The organism is Vagococcus sp. (assembly GCF_036639995.1).
GTDB lineage: Bacteria > Bacillota > Bacilli > Lactobacillales > Vagococcaceae > Vagococcus.
In genome coordinates, this window is record NZ_JAVWHO010000046.1 from 1 (window position 1) to 18,067 (window position 18,067).

Sequence of the window (18,067 nt, forward strand, 5' to 3'; positions counted from 1 at the left end):
TTTAATTCACCTCGATAATATGCACCGAGCAATTCACGTACTTCTTCTGTTGATTTTGTTTCCATTAACCTTACACGTAGATCGCTTGCTCCAGGAAATCCCTTAACATAAATTTTAAAGAAACGATGTAGTCCAACAATTGATCTGGGAACTAATTCACTATATTTATCTTGTAAATTTATCTGTAATTCTAGTAAATCTAATAGCTCTTGCGGGCTGTGTTTTCTCATTTCCTTTTCAAAAGCATATGGATTTTTGAAAATACCACGACCAATCATAATACCATCTACCCCATACTCATTAGCTAACTTCAGCCCCATTTCTCGGTCCAAAATATCGCCATTAATCGTAATCAAAGTTTGAGGTGCAACTTTATCACGGATAGCCATAATTTGTGGAATCATATCAAAATGAGCGTCAACTTTACTCATCTCTTCCCTTGTTCTCAAATGAATGGATAAGTTAGCGATATCTTGTTTTAAAAGATGGGTTATCCAACTCTCCATCTCTGATAACTCCTTAAAGCCAAGTCGCGTCTTCACACTAACTGGTATACCACCTGCTTTAGCTGCTGCAATTAATTCCGCGGCAACTTCAGGGCGTTGAATTAACCCACTACCTTTACCACGGTCAGCCACATTCGGAACAGGACATCCCATATTAATATCAATTCCCTTAAATCCCATCTCAGCCATTTCAATGCTCATTTGACGGAAAAATTCTGGATTATCTCCCCAAATATGGGCAACAATAGGTTGTTCATCTTCTGTAAATGCTAAACGACCACGAACACTATCCTTACCTTCTGGATGACAGAAACTATCTGAATTAGTAAATTCTGTAAAAAATACATCTGGTGCGCCTGCGGTTTTTACAACATGACGAAATACAACATCTGTGACATCTTCCATCGGTGCTAGAATAAAAAAAGGTTTTGGTAACTCTTCCCAAAAATTGGTTGTCATTTATCTATCTCCGTTCTCGTATTATCAAAAAGTATGCTTATTATACTAAGAAATGACAGAAGAATCAAAAAAGTCAATTCTTTTTTGACTTCTTCATTTTTAATCTCTCAAAAAGTATAGTAACATGATAACGGGGACTATCCAAAAAGTTAGTGCCCTATTTTGGAGGAATTAATCATGAAAAACGTCTACGAAATCAAACGTTTAGATGGAACAAAAATTAGTTTTATTGGAAAAGGATTGTTAATTGGCGTTGTCGCTGGATTTGTTGTTAGTTTATTTCGATTAAGTATCAGCTTTTTTAGTCACACAGTTTTTGAATGGTATCATTACCTTTCAGGGCATCTCTTCTTACTACTTCCTTGGGTAATATTTAGCTTACTAGTTGCCTACTTTATCGGAAAACTAATTCAAAGTGATCCAAATATTAAGGGCAGTGGGATTCCACAAGTTGAAGGTCAACTAAGAGGACAAATTACCATTAACTGGTTGTCTGTTCTTTGGAAAAAATTTATTGGTGGCGTGCTTGCCCTGAGTATGGGGCTATTTCTTGGTAGAGAAGGTCCTTCCATTCAGTTAGGAGCCGTTGTTGGACAAGGTATTAGTGAAAAATTCAAAGCAACCAAAGCAGAAACAAAAATTTTGATATCCAGTGGGGCTAGTGCCGGTCTTTCTGCTGCATTTAATGCTCCAATTGCAGGTCTATTATTTACGTTGGAAGAAGTACATCACTCCTTTTCACCATTAGTTCTTCTAACAGCCTTTTCAGCTACTTTAGCTAGTAATTTTGTGTCTCTTCATTTTTTTGGACTAAAACCCGTTCTTTATATCGGAGCGATAAAAGCTCTTCCTCTTCATTACTATTGGACGCTTCCTTTACTCGGTATTTTAGTTGGTCTACTAGCTCTTATGTATCAAAAAGTACTCTTACATATGGGGCAATGGTATAGTAAGCTAACAATTCTACCTTCTTATTTATACGGTATTGTACCACTTATATTAGTCATTCCAATTGGGTTATTTTTACCACAATTTTTAGGTGGCGGACATGATATTATTTTAGATTTGAATACTATTTCTTTTAGCGCTACCTCTTTGTTTATTCTATTTTTATTTCGCTTTATTTTTTCAATGATATCTTATGGTTCTGGATTACCTGGTGGTATTTTCCTACCTATTTTAAGTTTGGGTGCTATTATTGGTGTTTTCTTTGGCGTTATTTTAACCCAAAGTACTGGATTAGACGATATCTACATAAAGAATTTTTTAATTTTAGCCATGGCTGGTTATTTTGCAGCTATTAGTAAAGCACCTTTAACTGCTATGGTTCTAATTACTGAAATGGTCGGAAGTTTTTCTCATTTGATGGCAATTGGTGTTGTTGTTTTGATTAGCTATGTTGTCATCGATTTTTTCAATGGAAAGCCAATTTATGAGGCGCTATTAGAAAAATTAGTTCATACTGAGGACATCGATATCAAAGGAAAGAAAACAATTATTGAGTTCCCTGTATTAGTTGAAAGCACTTTTGATGATCAGCAAGTACGTGATATTAATTGGCCAAAAGACATGTTGCTGACATCCATCAGACGTGGTGAATCAGAAATATTAACTCATGGTGACACGCTCATTCATGCAGGGGATACCTTGATTATTTTAACAGATGAAGGAATGACACAATATATTAAAGATGTACTTGCTGAAGAAAGCTATCCATCTACAAGCAACAAATAAAAAAACCGTCTCAACAACACGAGACGGTTTTTTATTATTAATGAGATATCTCATTGCTACTAGGGATAACTGAAATATAATACATTATTCGATCTGCATAACTTGGTGATTTTTGGAAGTTCTCAATTTCATCGTTTAATACTGACAATTCATCTGTAATAATACCATCCACATCCATGAACATTACTTTAGACATGACATCTGTCTCATTCACTGTCCAAGCAAAAACTTGTCGTTTACTTGTATGAGCTTTCGTGACAAAGCTGTCATTTAAAGTCGTAGCTTCCATTGTATAAGCATTCGCTTCTGTGTTAGGGAAGACAAAGTTATACGGTAGAATATAAGATACTGGGATTTTAGGTGCTTTTTCCTTCAATGTATCAACCACATTATAGTCCAAGGATTGAACACTGTGATGATTTGCAATAATTATTTTTTCATACTTTTCAATAAAATTTACCATTAAGTCAGGTGAATCAAATTTAGATGTTTTAATCTCAATTAAAAGCTTCTGACCACCTTGATTAGCTGCCTCCAGATAGTCATCAAAACTTGGTATTTCGGCTTCCATTCCATTTTCTCTAGCTGTTAAAGCCGTTATTTCTTTTAATGTCATCTTCTGTGGCACTTCATTGACACCTGTTAAAGCAGCAAGATTAGGATCATGCATCATCACAAATTCCCCATCTTTTGTTTCTTGAATATCCATCTCAACATAATCTGGTTTTAGTTTCATAGTTTTTTTAAGTGCTGGAATGGTGTTTTGGACCCCATTAGGATGCTCCAAACTATCCACGCCGCGATGAGACACCGTTTTGGGTGTTCTTTGAATCAAACCATTTAAAAAGAAGACATTAAATACTAAAATAGTTATACACGTCACAATAACGACAATTCCGTTGATACGATTTAACCACCGAGTAGAAGGTTTAAATATCACTTCTCTTTTAGTTAAAGGTAAAATTTCAGGTTCTCTTAATAAGAGATACATCAAAAGAACTGAAGTCCAAGCGCCACCGAGTGCATCAATAATTTGAACCAATGATAAATTGATAACACCACCAATTAAAGGATACGGGTTTACTTTGGTATCTAGCCAAACTTGAAACATATATATCAGAACAAAAATGATATATTTTATTCCCATACTTAGCATCGTAAAAATAAAAATCCGCCACGAAAAATGCCAAAACCTCTTTTTAGTGATTGCTAGGCTCTTTCTCATTGCTTCTTTTGATGACATATCACCTAAAACCATCAATGGTAAAATAAAAATCCACCGAATAGCAATATAACCAATCAGCAACCCTAAGAAAGCCACTATTAACGCATACCATAAATTGTTAGCCAAAAAGTCCATGATAAAAGCAGGGATCACTACTTTATTTAATAGCTGTGTATTAAAGACTTCTTGAGCAACAGGAAGAATCAAAATAAAGTAAAACAGGAAAAAAACATATGAGGATAGTCGCTGCCCCTTAACTGACAACCAACTTTCCTTTATTAAGTGAGCCAAATTAAAACGTCGTTGATAAATTTGCCGAATACCTAATAACGAGTAAGAAAACTGAAAAAATACCATGACAATTAACATCATAAAGAGTAGTAACAGTAAAATAGTTGCTACTGGTTTTTGAACTAAAACAAGCAAATTGGTGTAGGATAAATACGGAATATTTTGAAATTTTAAGATAGTTGAAGCTAAAAAATCGAACACCGTAACGGCAATAAACAACATAATATTCATACTAAAAAATAGCATTAGATAACTAAAACAATGACTAAAAAATTCTTTGGTAATTTTTTTAAATAGCTGAAACATTGGCATTCTGGCTCCCTCCAACTCTTTTAATTAATCAATGAGACCTTTCTTTTGACATAATTTCCATAAAACAAGACATAAAACTATCCCACAAACAGTTGTTACAAGACCACCTTCTAAACCAAACGCACCGCCATTTATCAAATGTTTACTTGATATAGACGCTGTTTCAAACAACGTACTTTGAAACGTTTGACCACTCACCTGGATTCCCATAATAGGACCCATTGTAAAATTCCAAGCACTATGAGCCGCTCCTGTTAACCAAATGTTATCACTCCAATAAAACAACAATGAAAAAATGAGACCAAAAATAAAAATATTAACTATTGATAACACCGTTACTCCAGGATTCATTAAATGAAAAACTGAAAAGAACAATGAATTCACTAGTATTCCCCAAACAACACCTTTTTTACTACTAAAAGCATTCATAATAAAGGATCGCATTAGAACTTCTTCCGTCATTCCTTGAATTAAAAATCCCACTAAAATTAAAAGAAATGCTAATAAATTAAAATTAGCACTCGTGTGAACTGTCACCGAACCAAATAAAAAATTTATGCCATAAACAACTAGCAGTCCACCAAATCCCAACAGTAAACCAGTGCCATATTTTTTCCACTTGTCTTTTGCAACAAATCCCAAAGATTCAAAAGATTTCTTATACTTAATTTTATGGATTAGCAGAAAAACAAGTAACACGAATGGAAAACTAAATAAGTTAACATTTGTTCTAAAAGGTTCTTTTTCAAATAAATCCATAAAAGTAAGTGAGGGATCAAAACTTGAGACTATCGGAAACAAAATAAGAGGTGCCATAATTGGGACAAATAAAAATAAAACCAGACTTATTCCCAAGGTACTCCAAGGTGATTTTTCTCCTAACTCTTTTTTGGTTATTTCCATGCTTTGTGTTAATTTCATCAAATTACTCCTTTAATTTTATAGTATTAACTATATATTAGTCTAAGTACTACTAGCAACCCAATACGAAAAAAAAGTGTAAGTTGCTTTTGATAAGCTTCTCACACTTTTTCTTAAAATATAAAAGGAATTAATTTTTTTTGAGCTAATATTTTTTCTGCTTCATCTGGATAATTTTCTTTAATATATGTTACTTGCTTTGGTATTTGAACAAAAGAAAAATCAAGAACTTGTTGAATCATAATTACTGCAAAAATAATAATGGAGCCACTACTTAAATAAAATAAACTGGGTAGTGCTAGTATTTCACCAAAATAGTTAATACAAATAGCATATTTAAATAGCCCATGTAACCGGTAATTAGCTTGTGGATCATGTTTTTTAATTTGCTTTCTTTGGTACTCTGAAACCATCGTAATCGCTGTCCCTAAAAGATAAAGAATAAATATTATCACTTGTGTTGTTGTTCCTAGATTCCATTTTAAATAAAATGTCTCATGAAGGTACGTGTAGCCTAAGGGGAAAATAACAAAAAATAAAGAGTTCAACGTATAATCCATTAACAGTGGTTTTTTTTGACTGCTAGATGCTTGAAACGTTAATCTAGTTGGTTTTAAAAACCAAATTAAATACATAAATCGAAGCTGATAAATAAATAATGCTACAAAAAATAAAGAACGCTCTAAACTACTTGTTCCTCTAAAGAATAGTAATCCTCCTTCAACTAGCATGGCAATTAATGTGAAAAGGGTAATCACTTTCTTTTCGGTTTGGATATGCTTTTGATTCATTTGTCATCACTCATTTCTTTAATAATTGATTCAACTTAGCTCTTATTTCTTTTTCTAAAGAATCAAAAGTCATTTGATCATTGTAAATAAAAAATAAAAAACTCGTAAACATAGCACTGTAAATTAATTCCAGTAAAACAACACTATCTACTGCTGAATTAATTTCTTGTTGGTTTTGCAACTCTTCTATCGTTTGTTTTAGTTTGCTTATAAATAAATGATCAATAGCAACAAGTTCTAAAAATAGAGTTGGTTTTTTTTCTGCTGCTTTCGTTAAAGAGGATAAAGATGTACGCCAAGATTCCTTTTCAATTTTAGCTAAACTTTTCAACTCAGTCATAATGGCATCTATTAATTGGTCGATCGTCTGGCTTCTCAGTTCCTTTTCGAAGTTTTCACCAAACACAAAAGCCGTCCCTCCTGCGACTAAATACAACTCTTCTTTTGAGGCATAGTAATTATAGGCTGTCCCTAAGCCGACATCTGCACGTTTTGCAATTTGGTTCATCGTCACTTGATCAAACTCTTTTTCTAAGAATAGCTCTCTTGCTGCTGTTATTATTTTTTCTTGCAACTTTCTTTTTTTATCTTCTCTAACACCCATTACGTTCACCTCTCTATTTATGAATACATTCATGAATATATTCATAATATTAATAAAAAAAATAACTTTCGTCAAGTTCTTTGATTAATACTTAATGGTTGATTTTTTTTAAACCATAAGAGTAAAATGTGTTTACTGAATGGTTTATATTTTTAAACCATAATTGGAGGATAATATGATGTCTGAAACGATGAAAGCAGCACAAATAACACACTATAAACAAGATTTTCCGAAAATAACTGATGTCCCACTCCCTAAAATTGGCCCCAAAGATGTTTTAGTAAGTGTAATAGCCGCAAGTATTAATCCTATTGACTTAAAAACAAAAGACGGCGGATTAAAGATATTACTTACTTATGACATGCCACTTATACTAGGCAGTGATTTTTCAGGAATTATTATAGAAGTAGGTGCTTCAGTCACTCGATTTTCAATTGGTGACGCTGTTTATGGGCGTGTCCAAAAAAATCGGATTGGCACATTTGCTGAAAAATTAGCCGTCAGCCAAGAAGATATTGCTCTTAAGCCGACCAATCTAACTTTTGAAGAGGCGGCTAGTATCCCACTTGTTGGCCTCACGAGTTACCAAGCGCTTCATGATGTTATGAAAATTAAACCTGGTGAAAAAGTTTTAATTCAAGCAGGTTCTGGTGGCATTGGAACGATAGCTATTCAATTAGCTAAAAAAATGGGTGCCTTTGTTGCGACTACAACCAGTCAAAAAAATACTGAACTTGTCTCATCTCTTGGAGCAGATTTAGTCATTGATTATAAAACAGAGCAATTTGAAAACATCTTATCTGATTACGATTACGTCTTTGATACTCAGGGCGGAGAAATTTTAGAAAAAGCTTTTAGCATTATCAAACCTGGTGGAAAAGTTGTCAGTATCTCTGGTTTACCAAATGCGAAATTTGCTAAAGAATATCATCTACCACTTTGGAAAAAAATTGCTTTGACAGTTGCTACTAGAAAACTTACTACACTTGAAAAAAAGACAGACTCACACTATCATTTTCTTTTTATGATACCTAGCGGACAACAACTGGAGACGCTAAGAGAGTTCATTGAAGCTGGTGATGTCTTACCTGTTATTGACCGAGTTATTCCACTATCTGACATTAAAGAAGCTTTTGACTATTCACAATCAGGACACGCTAAATGGAAAATCATCTTAAAAATAAACTAAAGAAGGACTGACACCTTGTGATGTCAGTCCTTCTCTAGTTGTTATATTAATCAACTTTTGGTTGTGTCTGTCTTATCTTTTTCTAATAAATAAGTAACATTATCTAGCAATTTCTTTATTTTACCTATTTCTTCCATTTCATGAGATAAGTAATAGAAATTTTTTGTTCCTTCGCTATGATAATTAACAATATTGGCATCTTTTAAAATTTTTAAATGATGCGAAACCGCAGGACGTGATAAATCTGTTACCTCTGTTAAATCACTCACCTGTACACCTTTACAAGAACCTGATTCTAGCAAACGAATAATAATGGCTTGTCTTTTTTCATCTCCTAAAGCGATTAAAAAATCACTCACCTCAGAAAAATCTTGCTGTAATTGTTTGCAATCCATTTAACTTTCACACCCGTTCATGTTTTTAAACCATTGAACCATTGAAGCTGTTTTTTGTCAATTGCCTTATATTTTCTTTAAAGACAGACTAACATTCTTTTTTGAGAGCCGATATCGCCAAATTGAACGAGAACCTAACATTGAAATTCCCATATGAAGCGTTTGAGAGATGGATAGCACTACTTTTGAGTCATGAGTCAACCATTCAATAATAATGTGCGTGATAACCATTCCTAAAATAAAAACTACAACGCTAAGCCAGGATCCCTTGCGCAACCATTGATGTGCATTTTGGTTATACCATAATTTCATTGTACATCCTCGTAAAAGCCCAAAAACAAACCCTAACACCAATGAAACTAAAATAACCAACCAGCCACTTTCATGAGCCTCAATTACCGACCAACCATCAATTAATAAGTAAGCTCCAATCACCAATACAATAATCACACCTCGAAATGATTCTTTAATTGGTTTTGTTTTTAATATCAAGTGAATAAACCAAAGAAACAAAAGTAGAGTCACAATACTATTACTTAAAGCATTCATCAAATAAACATCCCTTTTAACTTAAATATTTCGATTTGAGAGCTACTTTTTTAATTGTCGGTCTAAGTTCTTTGCAACAAAATAATTTTTAATGACAAAAGCAGACCAAATTACAATGTATGTCACCACTGTATTCAACGTAAAAGTTAAAAGACGTGCTACTGTGAATGGAAATAAATAAAAGTAACCAAATGCGATCATGACATAACTTCCTAAAAAGTGACACAGTGTAATTTGCCAGTAACTAAGACGCTCAATATGATCCAAAAAGCTCAAACTGCTTACCACCACTGCTACATAAAAATTAAACCCAATTTCTTGTGATGTGATTATTTCTACATTAAAAATAAGTTTAGCTACTAATGTTATCACACTACCAATCGCAATTCCTAAAGCATTTCGTTTTATAAACTCCATTTTCCCACCTCTTTCTCATCTCGATATGTTTATTCTACTCATACTTTAAAAAGACGCTATTTTTTCTGTCACTTTTGGGTGATTTTTTGTCACTTCTGGCGATTTGACGAATTAATGGCCTGTTTAAAACTTTTAGAGAAATGACGACTTACCATAAGCTCTTCTTTGTTTTTTAGTAAACAGTATAGATTTCCGTTTAATAAAGAAGATTTTATTTCTTCCACACTTAAGACATTCACAATCATTGTTTTAGAAATTTGAAGAAACTCACCAGGTAAATTGGATTTTAACCGATTTAAAGTTATTCGTTTTTCGTACGTTTTAGAAACTGTGTAGAAAAAGCATTTGCGCTCTATGTATTCAATATAGAAAACATCAGTTACTTTTAATTGAATGTCTTGATTTTTTTGATAATCCTTAACTAAAATCATTTTTTCTTGATAGTTTTCTAAAAGAACTGCCATCTCTTCAATAAACGGCGTTTTCTGATGGACTTCAAACAGAACGTTTTCTTTATCACTTGAATCAATCAACCGAAAATGAACTTTCATTGTCGTCACCTCTCTTTCCTTAACTTAATTTGTAAGGTTATTTTAAGGTTAAACTCGTTTCCATGCAAGCATTGTTTTTTATGCTTTAGATATAAATAAAGGAGGCGTTATCATGACTGAATCACTTTTAACTATTAGAAATCTTCAAAAAAATTACGGAAAATTCACTGTTCTTAAAAAGATTAACCTTTCTTTAGAGCCAGGTAAAATAGTTGGTTTACTTGGCAGGAATGGCGCTGGAAAAACAACCTTAATGAAATGTGCTTTAGGATTAATTGTCGATTATAAAGGGAATATCACTTTTAAAGGGGAAAAATCAGCCATTCAGAGGTCAAAACCAAGATAGGTTCTCTTGTCGATGTGACGTTTTTTGAGGATTTGACGGCTTATGACAATTTGATGCTTGCTATCCGACTTATTCCCACAATTCCTAAAAATAAAAGAAAACAACTTATCCGAGATAATCTAGCTTTTGTTGGTTTAACAAATGTTACTAAGAAAAAAATCAAACATTTTTCCTTTGGGATGAAACAAAGACTAGCTCTTGCTTTGTCACTTATCTCAGAGCCAGAGTTGCTAATTTTAGATGAACCATTTGTTGGTCTTGACCCTATTGGCACTCAGGAAGTAAAAGAGTTACTCCGTAAATTATGCACCACTCAACAAACAGCTATTCTATTTTCTAGCCATCAAATGGAAGATGTTTGTGACTTAGTCGATCATATATTGGTTTTAAATCAGGGATTAATTGTTTATTCAGAAAAAAATACGCATCTTGCTAATCAACAAGCTCAACTTATCGAATTGATAAAATAAAGGAGGAATCATCATGGAAACTTGGTCTATTTACAAAGTCGAGATAACCAAACTATTAAAACGTAAAAATAGTCTTATCTTGCTTCTACCAACTGTTCTTGCCATCGTTATGTCGTTTGCTATTTCAAAAGGTGGGATCACCTTAACTGGTGCAACACAAACATTCAGCTGTGTTGATTTCATAACGGCACTTTGGGCATTTTTTAGTGGTCTTGGAATTTGGGGGATTCTTATTTTGTTAGTTTCTGCTTTTTTATTTTCAGGTGAAATAAACAATGGCCAAATCAAACTCATCCTTCTTCGAGTGAATAAAAGAAGCCATGTTATTATTGCTAAATTTTTAGCATTAATCACTTGTATTGCTGCCAATTTTTCTTTATTCACTTTTATAGTTGGTTTAAGTTATTATCTTTTCATTAGTGAGTCTAAACTTGGCAATGGACAATTTGCCTCAAAAAGTATCCTCACATCTCATTTAATCATCAGTTTATTCTTGATTCTTTTATACCATCTTTTATTTGTTGGAGTCACTTTTTTAATTGGTCAATTTTTATCTCCTGTTATAACTTTTATTTTCAGTTTACTTAGTTTATTTGTAGTTAATTACCTGACAAGTGCTAATACATTTGATTTTCTAAACTATTCACCTTCATCGCTTAGCAGTCAGTTACTTTTATCAGGAAAAATAGATCATTTAGCACTGTCTCTCATTTTTTCTATTAGTTTACTTGTTCTTATGATGACTTTTTCTGCTTTTCTTTTTAAAAGAATCGATATTAAATAGTCACCTTAAAGGTATAATAAAAGAAACAACTAAGGAGTGATGGGTTATGACATTTTCAGTATTGATTGCAGATGATGAGCAGGGTATTTTAGATTTTGTCACGCTATATCTCGAAAAGGATAACTACCGTACATTCACTGCAAGAAACGGAGAATCTGCCTGGCAAATAATACAACATGAAACCATTGATTTAGCCATTTTGGATATTATGATGCCAAAAATGACCGGCTATCAATTAATTAAAAAAATTCGTGCTGAAAAAAATATTCCTATCATTTTCTTAAGTGCCAAAGATGCTAATGCAGATAAAATATTAGGTCTTGGTATTGGGGCAGATGACTATGTGACTAAACCTTTTGATCCACTAGAATTGATGGCGCGCGTAGAGGCTCAATTGCGCCGATTTTACGATTTAGGAGCAAAAGAAATAGCATCACCTTCAACGTTGACCCTTCATGAATTATCCCTTGACCTTAATCAATGTGTTCTACATAGACGACAAGAATTAATTGCATTAACCTCTATTGAATTTAAAATTTTGCGCCTTTTAATGAGTCAACCTGGACGCGTTTTTACCAAAAAACAAATTTATGAGGCTGCTTGGGAAGACACTTACATAGTGGATGATAACAATATCATGGTTTATATCAGCCGATTGCGAGAAAAAATCGGCACAAGAGAGGGGGACTCTTATATTCAAACCATTCGAGGTTTAGGATATAAGATAAAATGATGGCAAAAAAACCTCAAACAATCGGCAAATTTCTAACCAAAAAATACATCACAACGTCTCTATTGCTTTTATTTTCATATGCCTTGATTACTCTGTTAGCTCAACTGTTTTTTTTCAGAAATGAGCAACTTATTACTAACATATGTGCTAAAAATATCGTTCAATCCGACTACCAAACAATTGATACCACTACATTAGAAGATATTGATGGGTGGCTTGAAATTCTTGATTCTAACAATCATGTTATTTTCACAAAAGGAGTGGTCTTAGAAAAAAATAACTCTTACACACAAAAGCAACTTCTTGAAATGGATGCGTTTCAAGGAGTGATAAATCAAAAAATTTATCGATTTGGTTTTCTAACATTGAAAGTAGAAAATGAACAAAAATCATATCTAGCAACCTATGCTCCCTTTACTGGAAAAGACAATAAGCATTATACTGCTGTAACTAAATTTCCAGAAAATAACATAAGAGGAAATATTAACCTTAACTTTACTCATGTCAATTCACGCTCTTTTTTGACTACTTTTAAATGGTTGCCTCTCTTTTTATGCCTATTACTTCTTATTTTTGTAATTTGTGTCAAACGGTATTCTAGTTCCGTAAAAAAACATATCATTGCCCCAAATAACACACTAATAGATGGCTTTCGCTCAATAAAAAACGGTAACTATACAGAACCAATTTATCTTAACGCAGATTACGAATACATTGAAATAGAGAATTCTTTTAACCACATGAGAAAAGAATTGGCTCACGCACAAGATGAACGCGTCCTTTACGAAGTAGAACGTCAACTTTTATTTGCCAATATGGCTCACGATTTACGAACTCCCATTACCACTATCAAAGGTACTGCGCAAGCGGTAGCTGATGGTTTAATACCTGAGAAAAACTTGCCTGATTCTATGGCAACGATTATTTCCAAAACAGAGCATATGAATGAATTAATCAACCGTCTTTTAATTTTTTCTAAATTAGAAAGTGTCGATTATGAGCTTCACTTGCAACCTATTGACTTATCGGAAATGGTTCGAGAATCACTTCTTGAACACTTAGATTTAGCAGAAAACAAACAGATAACAGTTCATTTAACACTACCAGATTCACCTATTTTTATAACCGGAGATGCCACAGAATTACGTCGAGTTTTTGATAATTTAATTAATAATAGCATTCGACATAACCCTCCTTTTACTGATATCCAAATCAAAATGGCAATTACTGATGAGCATATTGTTTTTGACATTCAAGATAACGGGGAAAGCATTCCAAAAGAAATCCAAGACAAACTGTTTAAGCCATTTGTCAGCGGAGATTCTTCTCGATCCTCTTCAAATGGGAGTGGACTTGGTTTAGCGATTAGTCGAAAAATTATCGAAAAACACCAAGGGAATATTCAGTTCTTTGAAACCCAACCTCATGATAAAACATTTCGTGTCACACTGCCTTATAAGTAAAAAAACACGACAATTTGCCGTGTTTTTTTACTCTTCTATTTTTTCTAAAACCATTTCAGCAAACTGACCATATTGATGTGTTTCAAGTAATCGAAAAACTTGCTTGCCTTTTTTTTGAGTAAACAAAGAAACTCCCTCTCCAAGTAAAACAGGTGCCACTTGAAGATACATTTTATCAATTAAATGATTGTCCAGTATGGGAGCCATCAATGAGTTACCACCTACAATCCACACATTTTTTTCAGGAGGAAGTGACGAAATAAACTCAACCACATCTCCTGTGACTGTTTCAAAAAGCTCCGTCTCAATATCTTTTTGGTGAGTAAACACATAATTTTTAGTTGCTCCGTAAAAGTTTTCAAGATGAGCCATCTCTTTAATCTCATCAAATGTTTTTCTACCCATAATTAATATATCCATCTGATTATAAAATTCTGAATAAGTTGTTTCTTCCACTGTTCCTAGGTCATGAAGCCACCCAATTTCATTGTTTTTATCCGCCAAATAACCATCTAACGTCATACAACCATAAAAGAAAATCGCCACTATCCATCAGTCCTTTACCTTTTTTGAGATATTTAGTATACCCTGACTACCTAAAAATCACCAACGATAACAAAAAACACCTTCATTTAAGAAGATGTTTTTTCTAACCAACGTTTAGCCTGTTCAATTTCCTCATACATCAACTGATGAGTATTTCCCCACATTTCAGTGACATCGGCTTCTCTTTCTTCTAACAAATACAATACACGTTGACTTTCTTGAATCGATACCATCTGATCAAATTTACCCATTGTTACAAAGACTTGTGTCTTATTAAGTAATTGCCGATCTTTGACTTCTACTGGATACATTGGGTGAAACAGAATCGCTTTTTGATAAATTTCTGGATAATCTAACAACAACCGAATACCGATATTCGCCCCATTTGAATAACCAACGAGTACAACATTTGTTACATCAAAAGAATTAACATAAGCCAACTCTTGAATTGCTTCATGCAATTGTTTACTTTCTGTTTCCAAACTTTCTAAGTCGAAAACACCATCACTTAGACGTTTAAAATAACGAGGATAGCCATTTTCTAACACATTTCCACGAATACCAATCATCGTTGCTTCTTCATCTAATAAACGTCCAACTTCTAATAAAGAAGTCTCATCACCACCTGTTCCATGAAGTAAAACAAACACTGGATGATTATTTTTGCCTTGTTCTATCACATGTTTCATTTATTACGCCTCCTTTAATCTGGTCTTTGAATTGTTATTTTCTCGCCCAGTGTTGCATAGTCATTACCAGCCAAACGACTCACTGGCTTAAGCAAATCTGGATTAATTCGACCTTCGTTATATAATTCATCTTCAATATGGTACTTTTTCACCTTCATTAGTAACAAATCTGCATTGACTAGTTTATCATCAGTTATTGGAATATGCTCAAATAGTTCAACTTCCATCTTTATCTTTAGCTCATTAATAATAGGTACTTTTACTTCATCGGCTTTCCCTAAAGTAAACTGTGTTCTTAATAGTTCACTTTCATTTTCAGCTAAATTAGCTGCTGTTTGATTCACATCAATAAGATGAGTTTCATCAGCAATATGAATAACACCTTCTTTTTGACTTAATAAATGGCGCGTTGTGTCTTTCATTTCACCCGATTTTCGTTGAATAGACACCGAAACAATTGGTGGATTTGACGTTACGATATTGAAATAACTAAAAGGTGCAATATTTACAACGCCTGTTTCAGATAAAGTACTCACAATAGCAATTGGCCTTGGAATAATTGATCCTATTAAAAATTTATAATTGTCTCGCTCGCTCATCTCTTCAGGTTTAATCGACACCATGAGCTATTCCTCGCTCTCCTAAGGAAGGCAAATCTTGTTCCAATTTTTCTCGCATCGTTTCAAATTGCGGTGGTAACATTAATGTTTCTCCTAAGTGTTCCATAGATTCATTAATCGTAAATCCTGGCCCATCTGTTGCGATTTCAAAAACAACATTTCCTTTTTCAATAAAATAAATCGCTTTAAAATATTGTCGATCTTTTATTTCAGTCACATTATACTTTTCTTCATAAAGATAATCTTGCCACTGACGATGGCTTTCGTTATCTGGCACAGACCAGGCAATATGATGCACAGTTCCGACTCCAAATCGACCTCTTGCTAGTCTTTCTTTTGGTACAATAATATGATGTTTTTCGACACCAATCGTTTCCAAATGATACATCTCTTCTGTTTCACTCAACACATGTAACCCTAAATCATCCACTAATGTTTTAACAGTTTGCTTAGGTGAACTTGATAAAAGGGCCGTTCCATGGAAACCGATAATTTGTGTGTCACTAGTTTCTTCCTCTCCTTCAACTAAGGCAATCGCTAAGCCATGCGGATCTTCAAATTCAATCGTTGGTTTTAAAAATAATCTAGTGACCATAAAGTCAATATCAAAAGAAGTTAACCGTTCATTCCAATAAGCTAAGCTTCCTTTAGGTACTCGAAAAGCAATTCGTCCCACTTGGCCACTACCAACTCGACCGCGACTAGCCGTAGACCATGGAAAGAAAGTTATCAATGTTCCTGGTGTTGCTGTCTCATTACCAAAGTAAAGATGGTATGTTTCTGGGTCATCAAAGTTGACCGTTTGTTTCACTAAACGTAGCCTTAACACACCTTCATAAAAATCTATACTTTCTCTTGGATCACCCACAATGGCTGAAATATGATGTATTCTTTTAATAGCTTCCATAACTAATGACTTCCTCTCTTGGTATCAAATGGTTTAATGACACCTTCAATGTACTCTCTTTTACTTTCTAAAAACGGTGCAAGTGACAACGACTCTCCTAATGTTTCATAAGGTTCATCTTCCATAAAACCCGGTTCATCAGTCGCAAGCTCAACTAAAATATGTCCCAAACGAACATACAATGATTCAAAATAATAACGATCAACATAGCCTGAATTAGGTAATCCTAATTGATCAAATAACTCTTGCCACACCTTTAATGACTCTCTGTCTTTCAAACGAAAAGCCAGATGATGAACCTCACCGTAACCTTGTACCGCATCTTTATCTTCTTCATTCTCCACTAAAATAATCTGAGCACCATTTCCACCTTCACCCACTTCTAACAAATGACGATTTCCTTCTCTAGCAATTTCTTTAAAGGTAAATAAATTGGTCATTAAATGGTTAAATTGTTCCATGTAGCTAATGGTGATTTCAACAGTTCCCAAACCATAGATGGCAAACTCTTCAGGTACTGGTCCATTTTTCCATGGGATTCCTGCTGTGACACCAACATTTTTTTCATCTGAAATTAACTGATAGGCTTGCTCATCTTCGTCCCAAAACGACAAGACTTTTCGCCCAAATTCTTCTTTGATTTCTTCATGAGTTACATTAAGCATTTCAAAACGCTGCTTATAATACTCAATTGCCGCATCACTTGGTACTCTAAATCCTGAGCGACTTATTGTGTTTGTCCCTTTAGCGCCCTTAGGATTATTGGGAAAATCAAAAAACGTCATCGTAGTTCCTGGTGTCCCATGATCATCTGCGTAATAAGTATGATACGTATAAATATCATCTTGATTCACTGTTTTTTTCACTAAACGCATACCTAAAACTTCCGTAAAGAAGTCATAATTCTTTTTTACATCACTTGTCATGGCTGTTACATGGTGAATTCCTAATGGTTTATCTTGTTCTCTCATGATTAAATTCCTCTTTTCTTTGGTTGTTTATCTAATTGCCGATTCATTTTGGCGAGTAATTTTAGCAGTTGCTCTAACTCATTTGCTTCTAAATTTGAAAAACAATTTTCAATCGTCTCAGCATGTTGTGGAAAAATATCTTCCATTAATGTCTTTCCTTTTTCAGAAATTTGAACATAGGTCACACGCTTATCTTTTTCAGAAACCTGTCTTTCGACGTACCCTTTATTCTCAAGTTGATCAATCACATAAGTCGTACTACTACTTGCGATTAATATTTTTTCTTTAATCGTTTGCGTTGTTTGTTTTCCTTTGTGGAACAGTAACTCTAAAACAGAAAACTCAGTGATATTTAATTGGTAAAAAGACACATCATCTTTAACAATCTTTTCAAATTTATTACTACCACGCATTAAGCTAACAAACGTACCTAATGCTATATCTTGACGATTCATATTAGCTCCTCCTTAAAATTATCTCGAATTCGAGATAATAGTTTAAAAAAATAAACTCTTGATTGAATTGAGTTTAGTATAACGAGTTACTTACTAAAAGTAAACTATAAAGACTTGAGTATATTTCAGAGCCTTATTT

The 18,067-nt window shown here is 33.6% G+C and carries 21 protein-coding genes and 1 pseudogene; 7 read left to right on the forward strand and 15 right to left on the reverse strand.

Annotation, left to right across the window (positions count from 1 at the left end):
- On the reverse strand, positions 1–965 hold a 965-nt coding region (locus RR554_RS10100; RefSeq protein WP_332467940.1), incomplete at its 3' end, for a tRNA dihydrouridine synthase.
- A 177-nt stretch (positions 966–1,142) separates the two neighbouring features.
- Here RR554_RS10100 and RR554_RS10105 point away from each other — a divergent pair.
- The gene (locus RR554_RS10105; RefSeq protein ID WP_332467941.1) at positions 1,143–2,699 is read left to right on the forward strand and encodes a ClC family H(+)/Cl(-) exchange transporter; all 1,557 of its coding nucleotides are present in this window, start codon (positions 1,143–1,145) and stop codon (positions 2,697–2,699) included.
- Between the two features lie 37 nt (positions 2,700–2,736).
- Here RR554_RS10105 and RR554_RS10110 read toward each other — a convergent pair whose 3' ends face one another.
- The 4 genes from RR554_RS10110 to RR554_RS10125 all read right to left on the reverse strand — a co-directional run bounded on the left by RR554_RS10110 (position 2,737) and on the right by RR554_RS10125 (position 6,843).
- Positions 2,737–4,527: a glycerophosphodiester phosphodiesterase gene (locus tag RR554_RS10110; protein WP_332464171.1), complete on the reverse strand. Its 1,791-nt coding sequence runs from the start codon at positions 4,525–4,527 to the stop codon at positions 2,737–2,739.
- Positions 4,528–4,551: 24 nt separating this feature from the next.
- Positions 4,552–5,448, reverse strand: a complete 897-nt coding sequence (locus RR554_RS10115; RefSeq protein ID WP_332464170.1) for a CPBP family intramembrane glutamic endopeptidase — start codon at positions 5,446–5,448, stop codon at positions 4,552–4,554.
- 113 nt (positions 5,449–5,561) lie between these two features.
- Positions 5,562–6,239 (reverse strand): hypothetical protein, encoded by a 678-nt coding sequence (locus tag RR554_RS10120; protein ID WP_332464169.1) that lies wholly within the window; start codon positions 6,237–6,239, stop codon positions 5,562–5,564.
- 10 nt (positions 6,240–6,249) lie between these two features.
- Positions 6,250–6,843 (reverse strand): TetR/AcrR family transcriptional regulator, encoded by a 594-nt coding sequence (locus RR554_RS10125; protein ID WP_332464168.1) that lies wholly within the window; start codon positions 6,841–6,843, stop codon positions 6,250–6,252.
- 178 nt (positions 6,844–7,021) lie between these two features.
- On the opposite strand from RR554_RS10125, the gene RR554_RS10130 reads away from it, so the two are divergent.
- Entirely contained in the window at positions 7,022–8,032 is a 1,011-nt protein-coding gene (locus RR554_RS10130) for an NADP-dependent oxidoreductase (protein ID WP_332464167.1), read from the forward strand.
- Between the two features lie 50 nt (positions 8,033–8,082).
- Here RR554_RS10130 and RR554_RS10135 read toward each other — a convergent pair whose 3' ends face one another.
- From RR554_RS10135 to RR554_RS10150, 4 genes are all read right to left on the reverse strand, one after another.
- Complete coding sequence (locus RR554_RS10135) at positions 8,083–8,427, reverse strand: ArsR/SmtB family transcription factor (protein ID WP_332464166.1); 345 nt, start codon at positions 8,425–8,427, stop codon at positions 8,083–8,085.
- 66 nt (positions 8,428–8,493) lie between these two features.
- Positions 8,494–8,976 (reverse strand): hypothetical protein, encoded by a 483-nt coding sequence (locus RR554_RS10140; RefSeq protein WP_332464165.1) that lies wholly within the window; start codon positions 8,974–8,976, stop codon positions 8,494–8,496.
- A 42-nt stretch (positions 8,977–9,018) separates the two neighbouring features.
- On the reverse strand, positions 9,019–9,393 hold the full coding sequence (locus tag RR554_RS10145; protein ID WP_332464164.1) for a DUF3021 family protein: 375 nt from the start codon (positions 9,391–9,393) through the stop codon (positions 9,019–9,021).
- Positions 9,394–9,482: 89 nt separating this feature from the next.
- The gene (locus tag RR554_RS10150; RefSeq protein WP_332467942.1) at positions 9,483–9,944 is read right to left on the reverse strand and encodes a LytR/AlgR family response regulator transcription factor; all 462 of its coding nucleotides are present in this window, start codon (positions 9,942–9,944) and stop codon (positions 9,483–9,485) included.
- A gap of 112 nt (positions 9,945–10,056) precedes the next feature.
- Between RR554_RS10150 and RR554_RS12140 the strand changes: the two are divergent.
- The 5 genes and pseudogenes from RR554_RS12140 to RR554_RS10175 all read left to right on the forward strand — a co-directional run.
- Positions 10,057–10,481 (forward strand): annotated as a pseudogene (locus RR554_RS12140) (ATP-binding cassette domain-containing protein); the annotation flags it as partial.
- Complete coding sequence (locus tag RR554_RS12145) at positions 10,470–10,760, forward strand: hypothetical protein (RefSeq protein WP_443081336.1); 291 nt, start codon at positions 10,470–10,472, stop codon at positions 10,758–10,760. The pseudogene RR554_RS12140 and the gene RR554_RS12145, both read left to right, overlap by 12 nt.
- 13 nt (positions 10,761–10,773) lie before the next feature.
- Positions 10,774–11,544 (forward strand): ABC transporter permease, encoded by a 771-nt coding sequence (locus tag RR554_RS10165; protein WP_332464160.1) that lies wholly within the window; start codon positions 10,774–10,776, stop codon positions 11,542–11,544.
- Between the two features lie 46 nt (positions 11,545–11,590).
- Entirely contained in the window at positions 11,591–12,277 is a 687-nt protein-coding gene (locus RR554_RS10170; RefSeq protein ID WP_332467944.1) for a response regulator transcription factor, read from the forward strand.
- Positions 12,274–13,740, forward strand: a complete 1,467-nt coding sequence (locus tag RR554_RS10175; protein ID WP_332467945.1) for a sensor histidine kinase — start codon at positions 12,274–12,276, stop codon at positions 13,738–13,740. Before RR554_RS10170 ends, RR554_RS10175 begins: the two co-directional genes overlap by 4 nt.
- Before the next feature lie 27 nt (positions 13,741–13,767).
- Here the strand turns inward: RR554_RS10175 and RR554_RS10180 are convergent, their stop codons facing one another.
- The 6 genes from RR554_RS10180 to RR554_RS10205 form a co-directional block, all read right to left on the reverse strand.
- Complete coding sequence (locus RR554_RS10180; RefSeq protein ID WP_332467946.1) at positions 13,768–14,286, reverse strand: dihydrofolate reductase family protein; 519 nt, start codon at positions 14,284–14,286, stop codon at positions 13,768–13,770.
- Between the two features lie 86 nt (positions 14,287–14,372).
- A complete protein-coding gene (locus tag RR554_RS10185) occupies positions 14,373–14,975 on the reverse strand; it encodes an alpha/beta hydrolase (RefSeq protein WP_332467948.1) in 603 nt (200 codons plus the stop codon).
- A gap of 14 nt (positions 14,976–14,989) precedes the next feature.
- Positions 14,990–15,598, reverse strand: coding sequence for a flavin reductase family protein (locus RR554_RS10190; protein ID WP_332464155.1), 609 nt, complete (start codon positions 15,596–15,598; stop codon positions 14,990–14,992).
- Entirely contained in the window at positions 15,585–16,502 is a 918-nt protein-coding gene (locus RR554_RS10195; protein ID WP_332467949.1) for a VOC family protein, read from the reverse strand. The genes RR554_RS10190 and RR554_RS10195 overlap by 14 nt, the downstream gene beginning before the upstream one ends.
- A gap of 2 nt (positions 16,503–16,504) precedes the next feature.
- The gene (locus tag RR554_RS10200; RefSeq protein WP_332464153.1) at positions 16,505–17,473 is read right to left on the reverse strand and encodes a ring-cleaving dioxygenase; all 969 of its coding nucleotides are present in this window, start codon (positions 17,471–17,473) and stop codon (positions 16,505–16,507) included.
- A gap of 2 nt (positions 17,474–17,475) precedes the next feature.
- Entirely contained in the window at positions 17,476–17,928 is a 453-nt protein-coding gene (locus RR554_RS10205; protein ID WP_332464152.1) for a MarR family winged helix-turn-helix transcriptional regulator, read from the reverse strand.
- Positions 17,929–18,067: the final 139 nt, after the last annotated feature.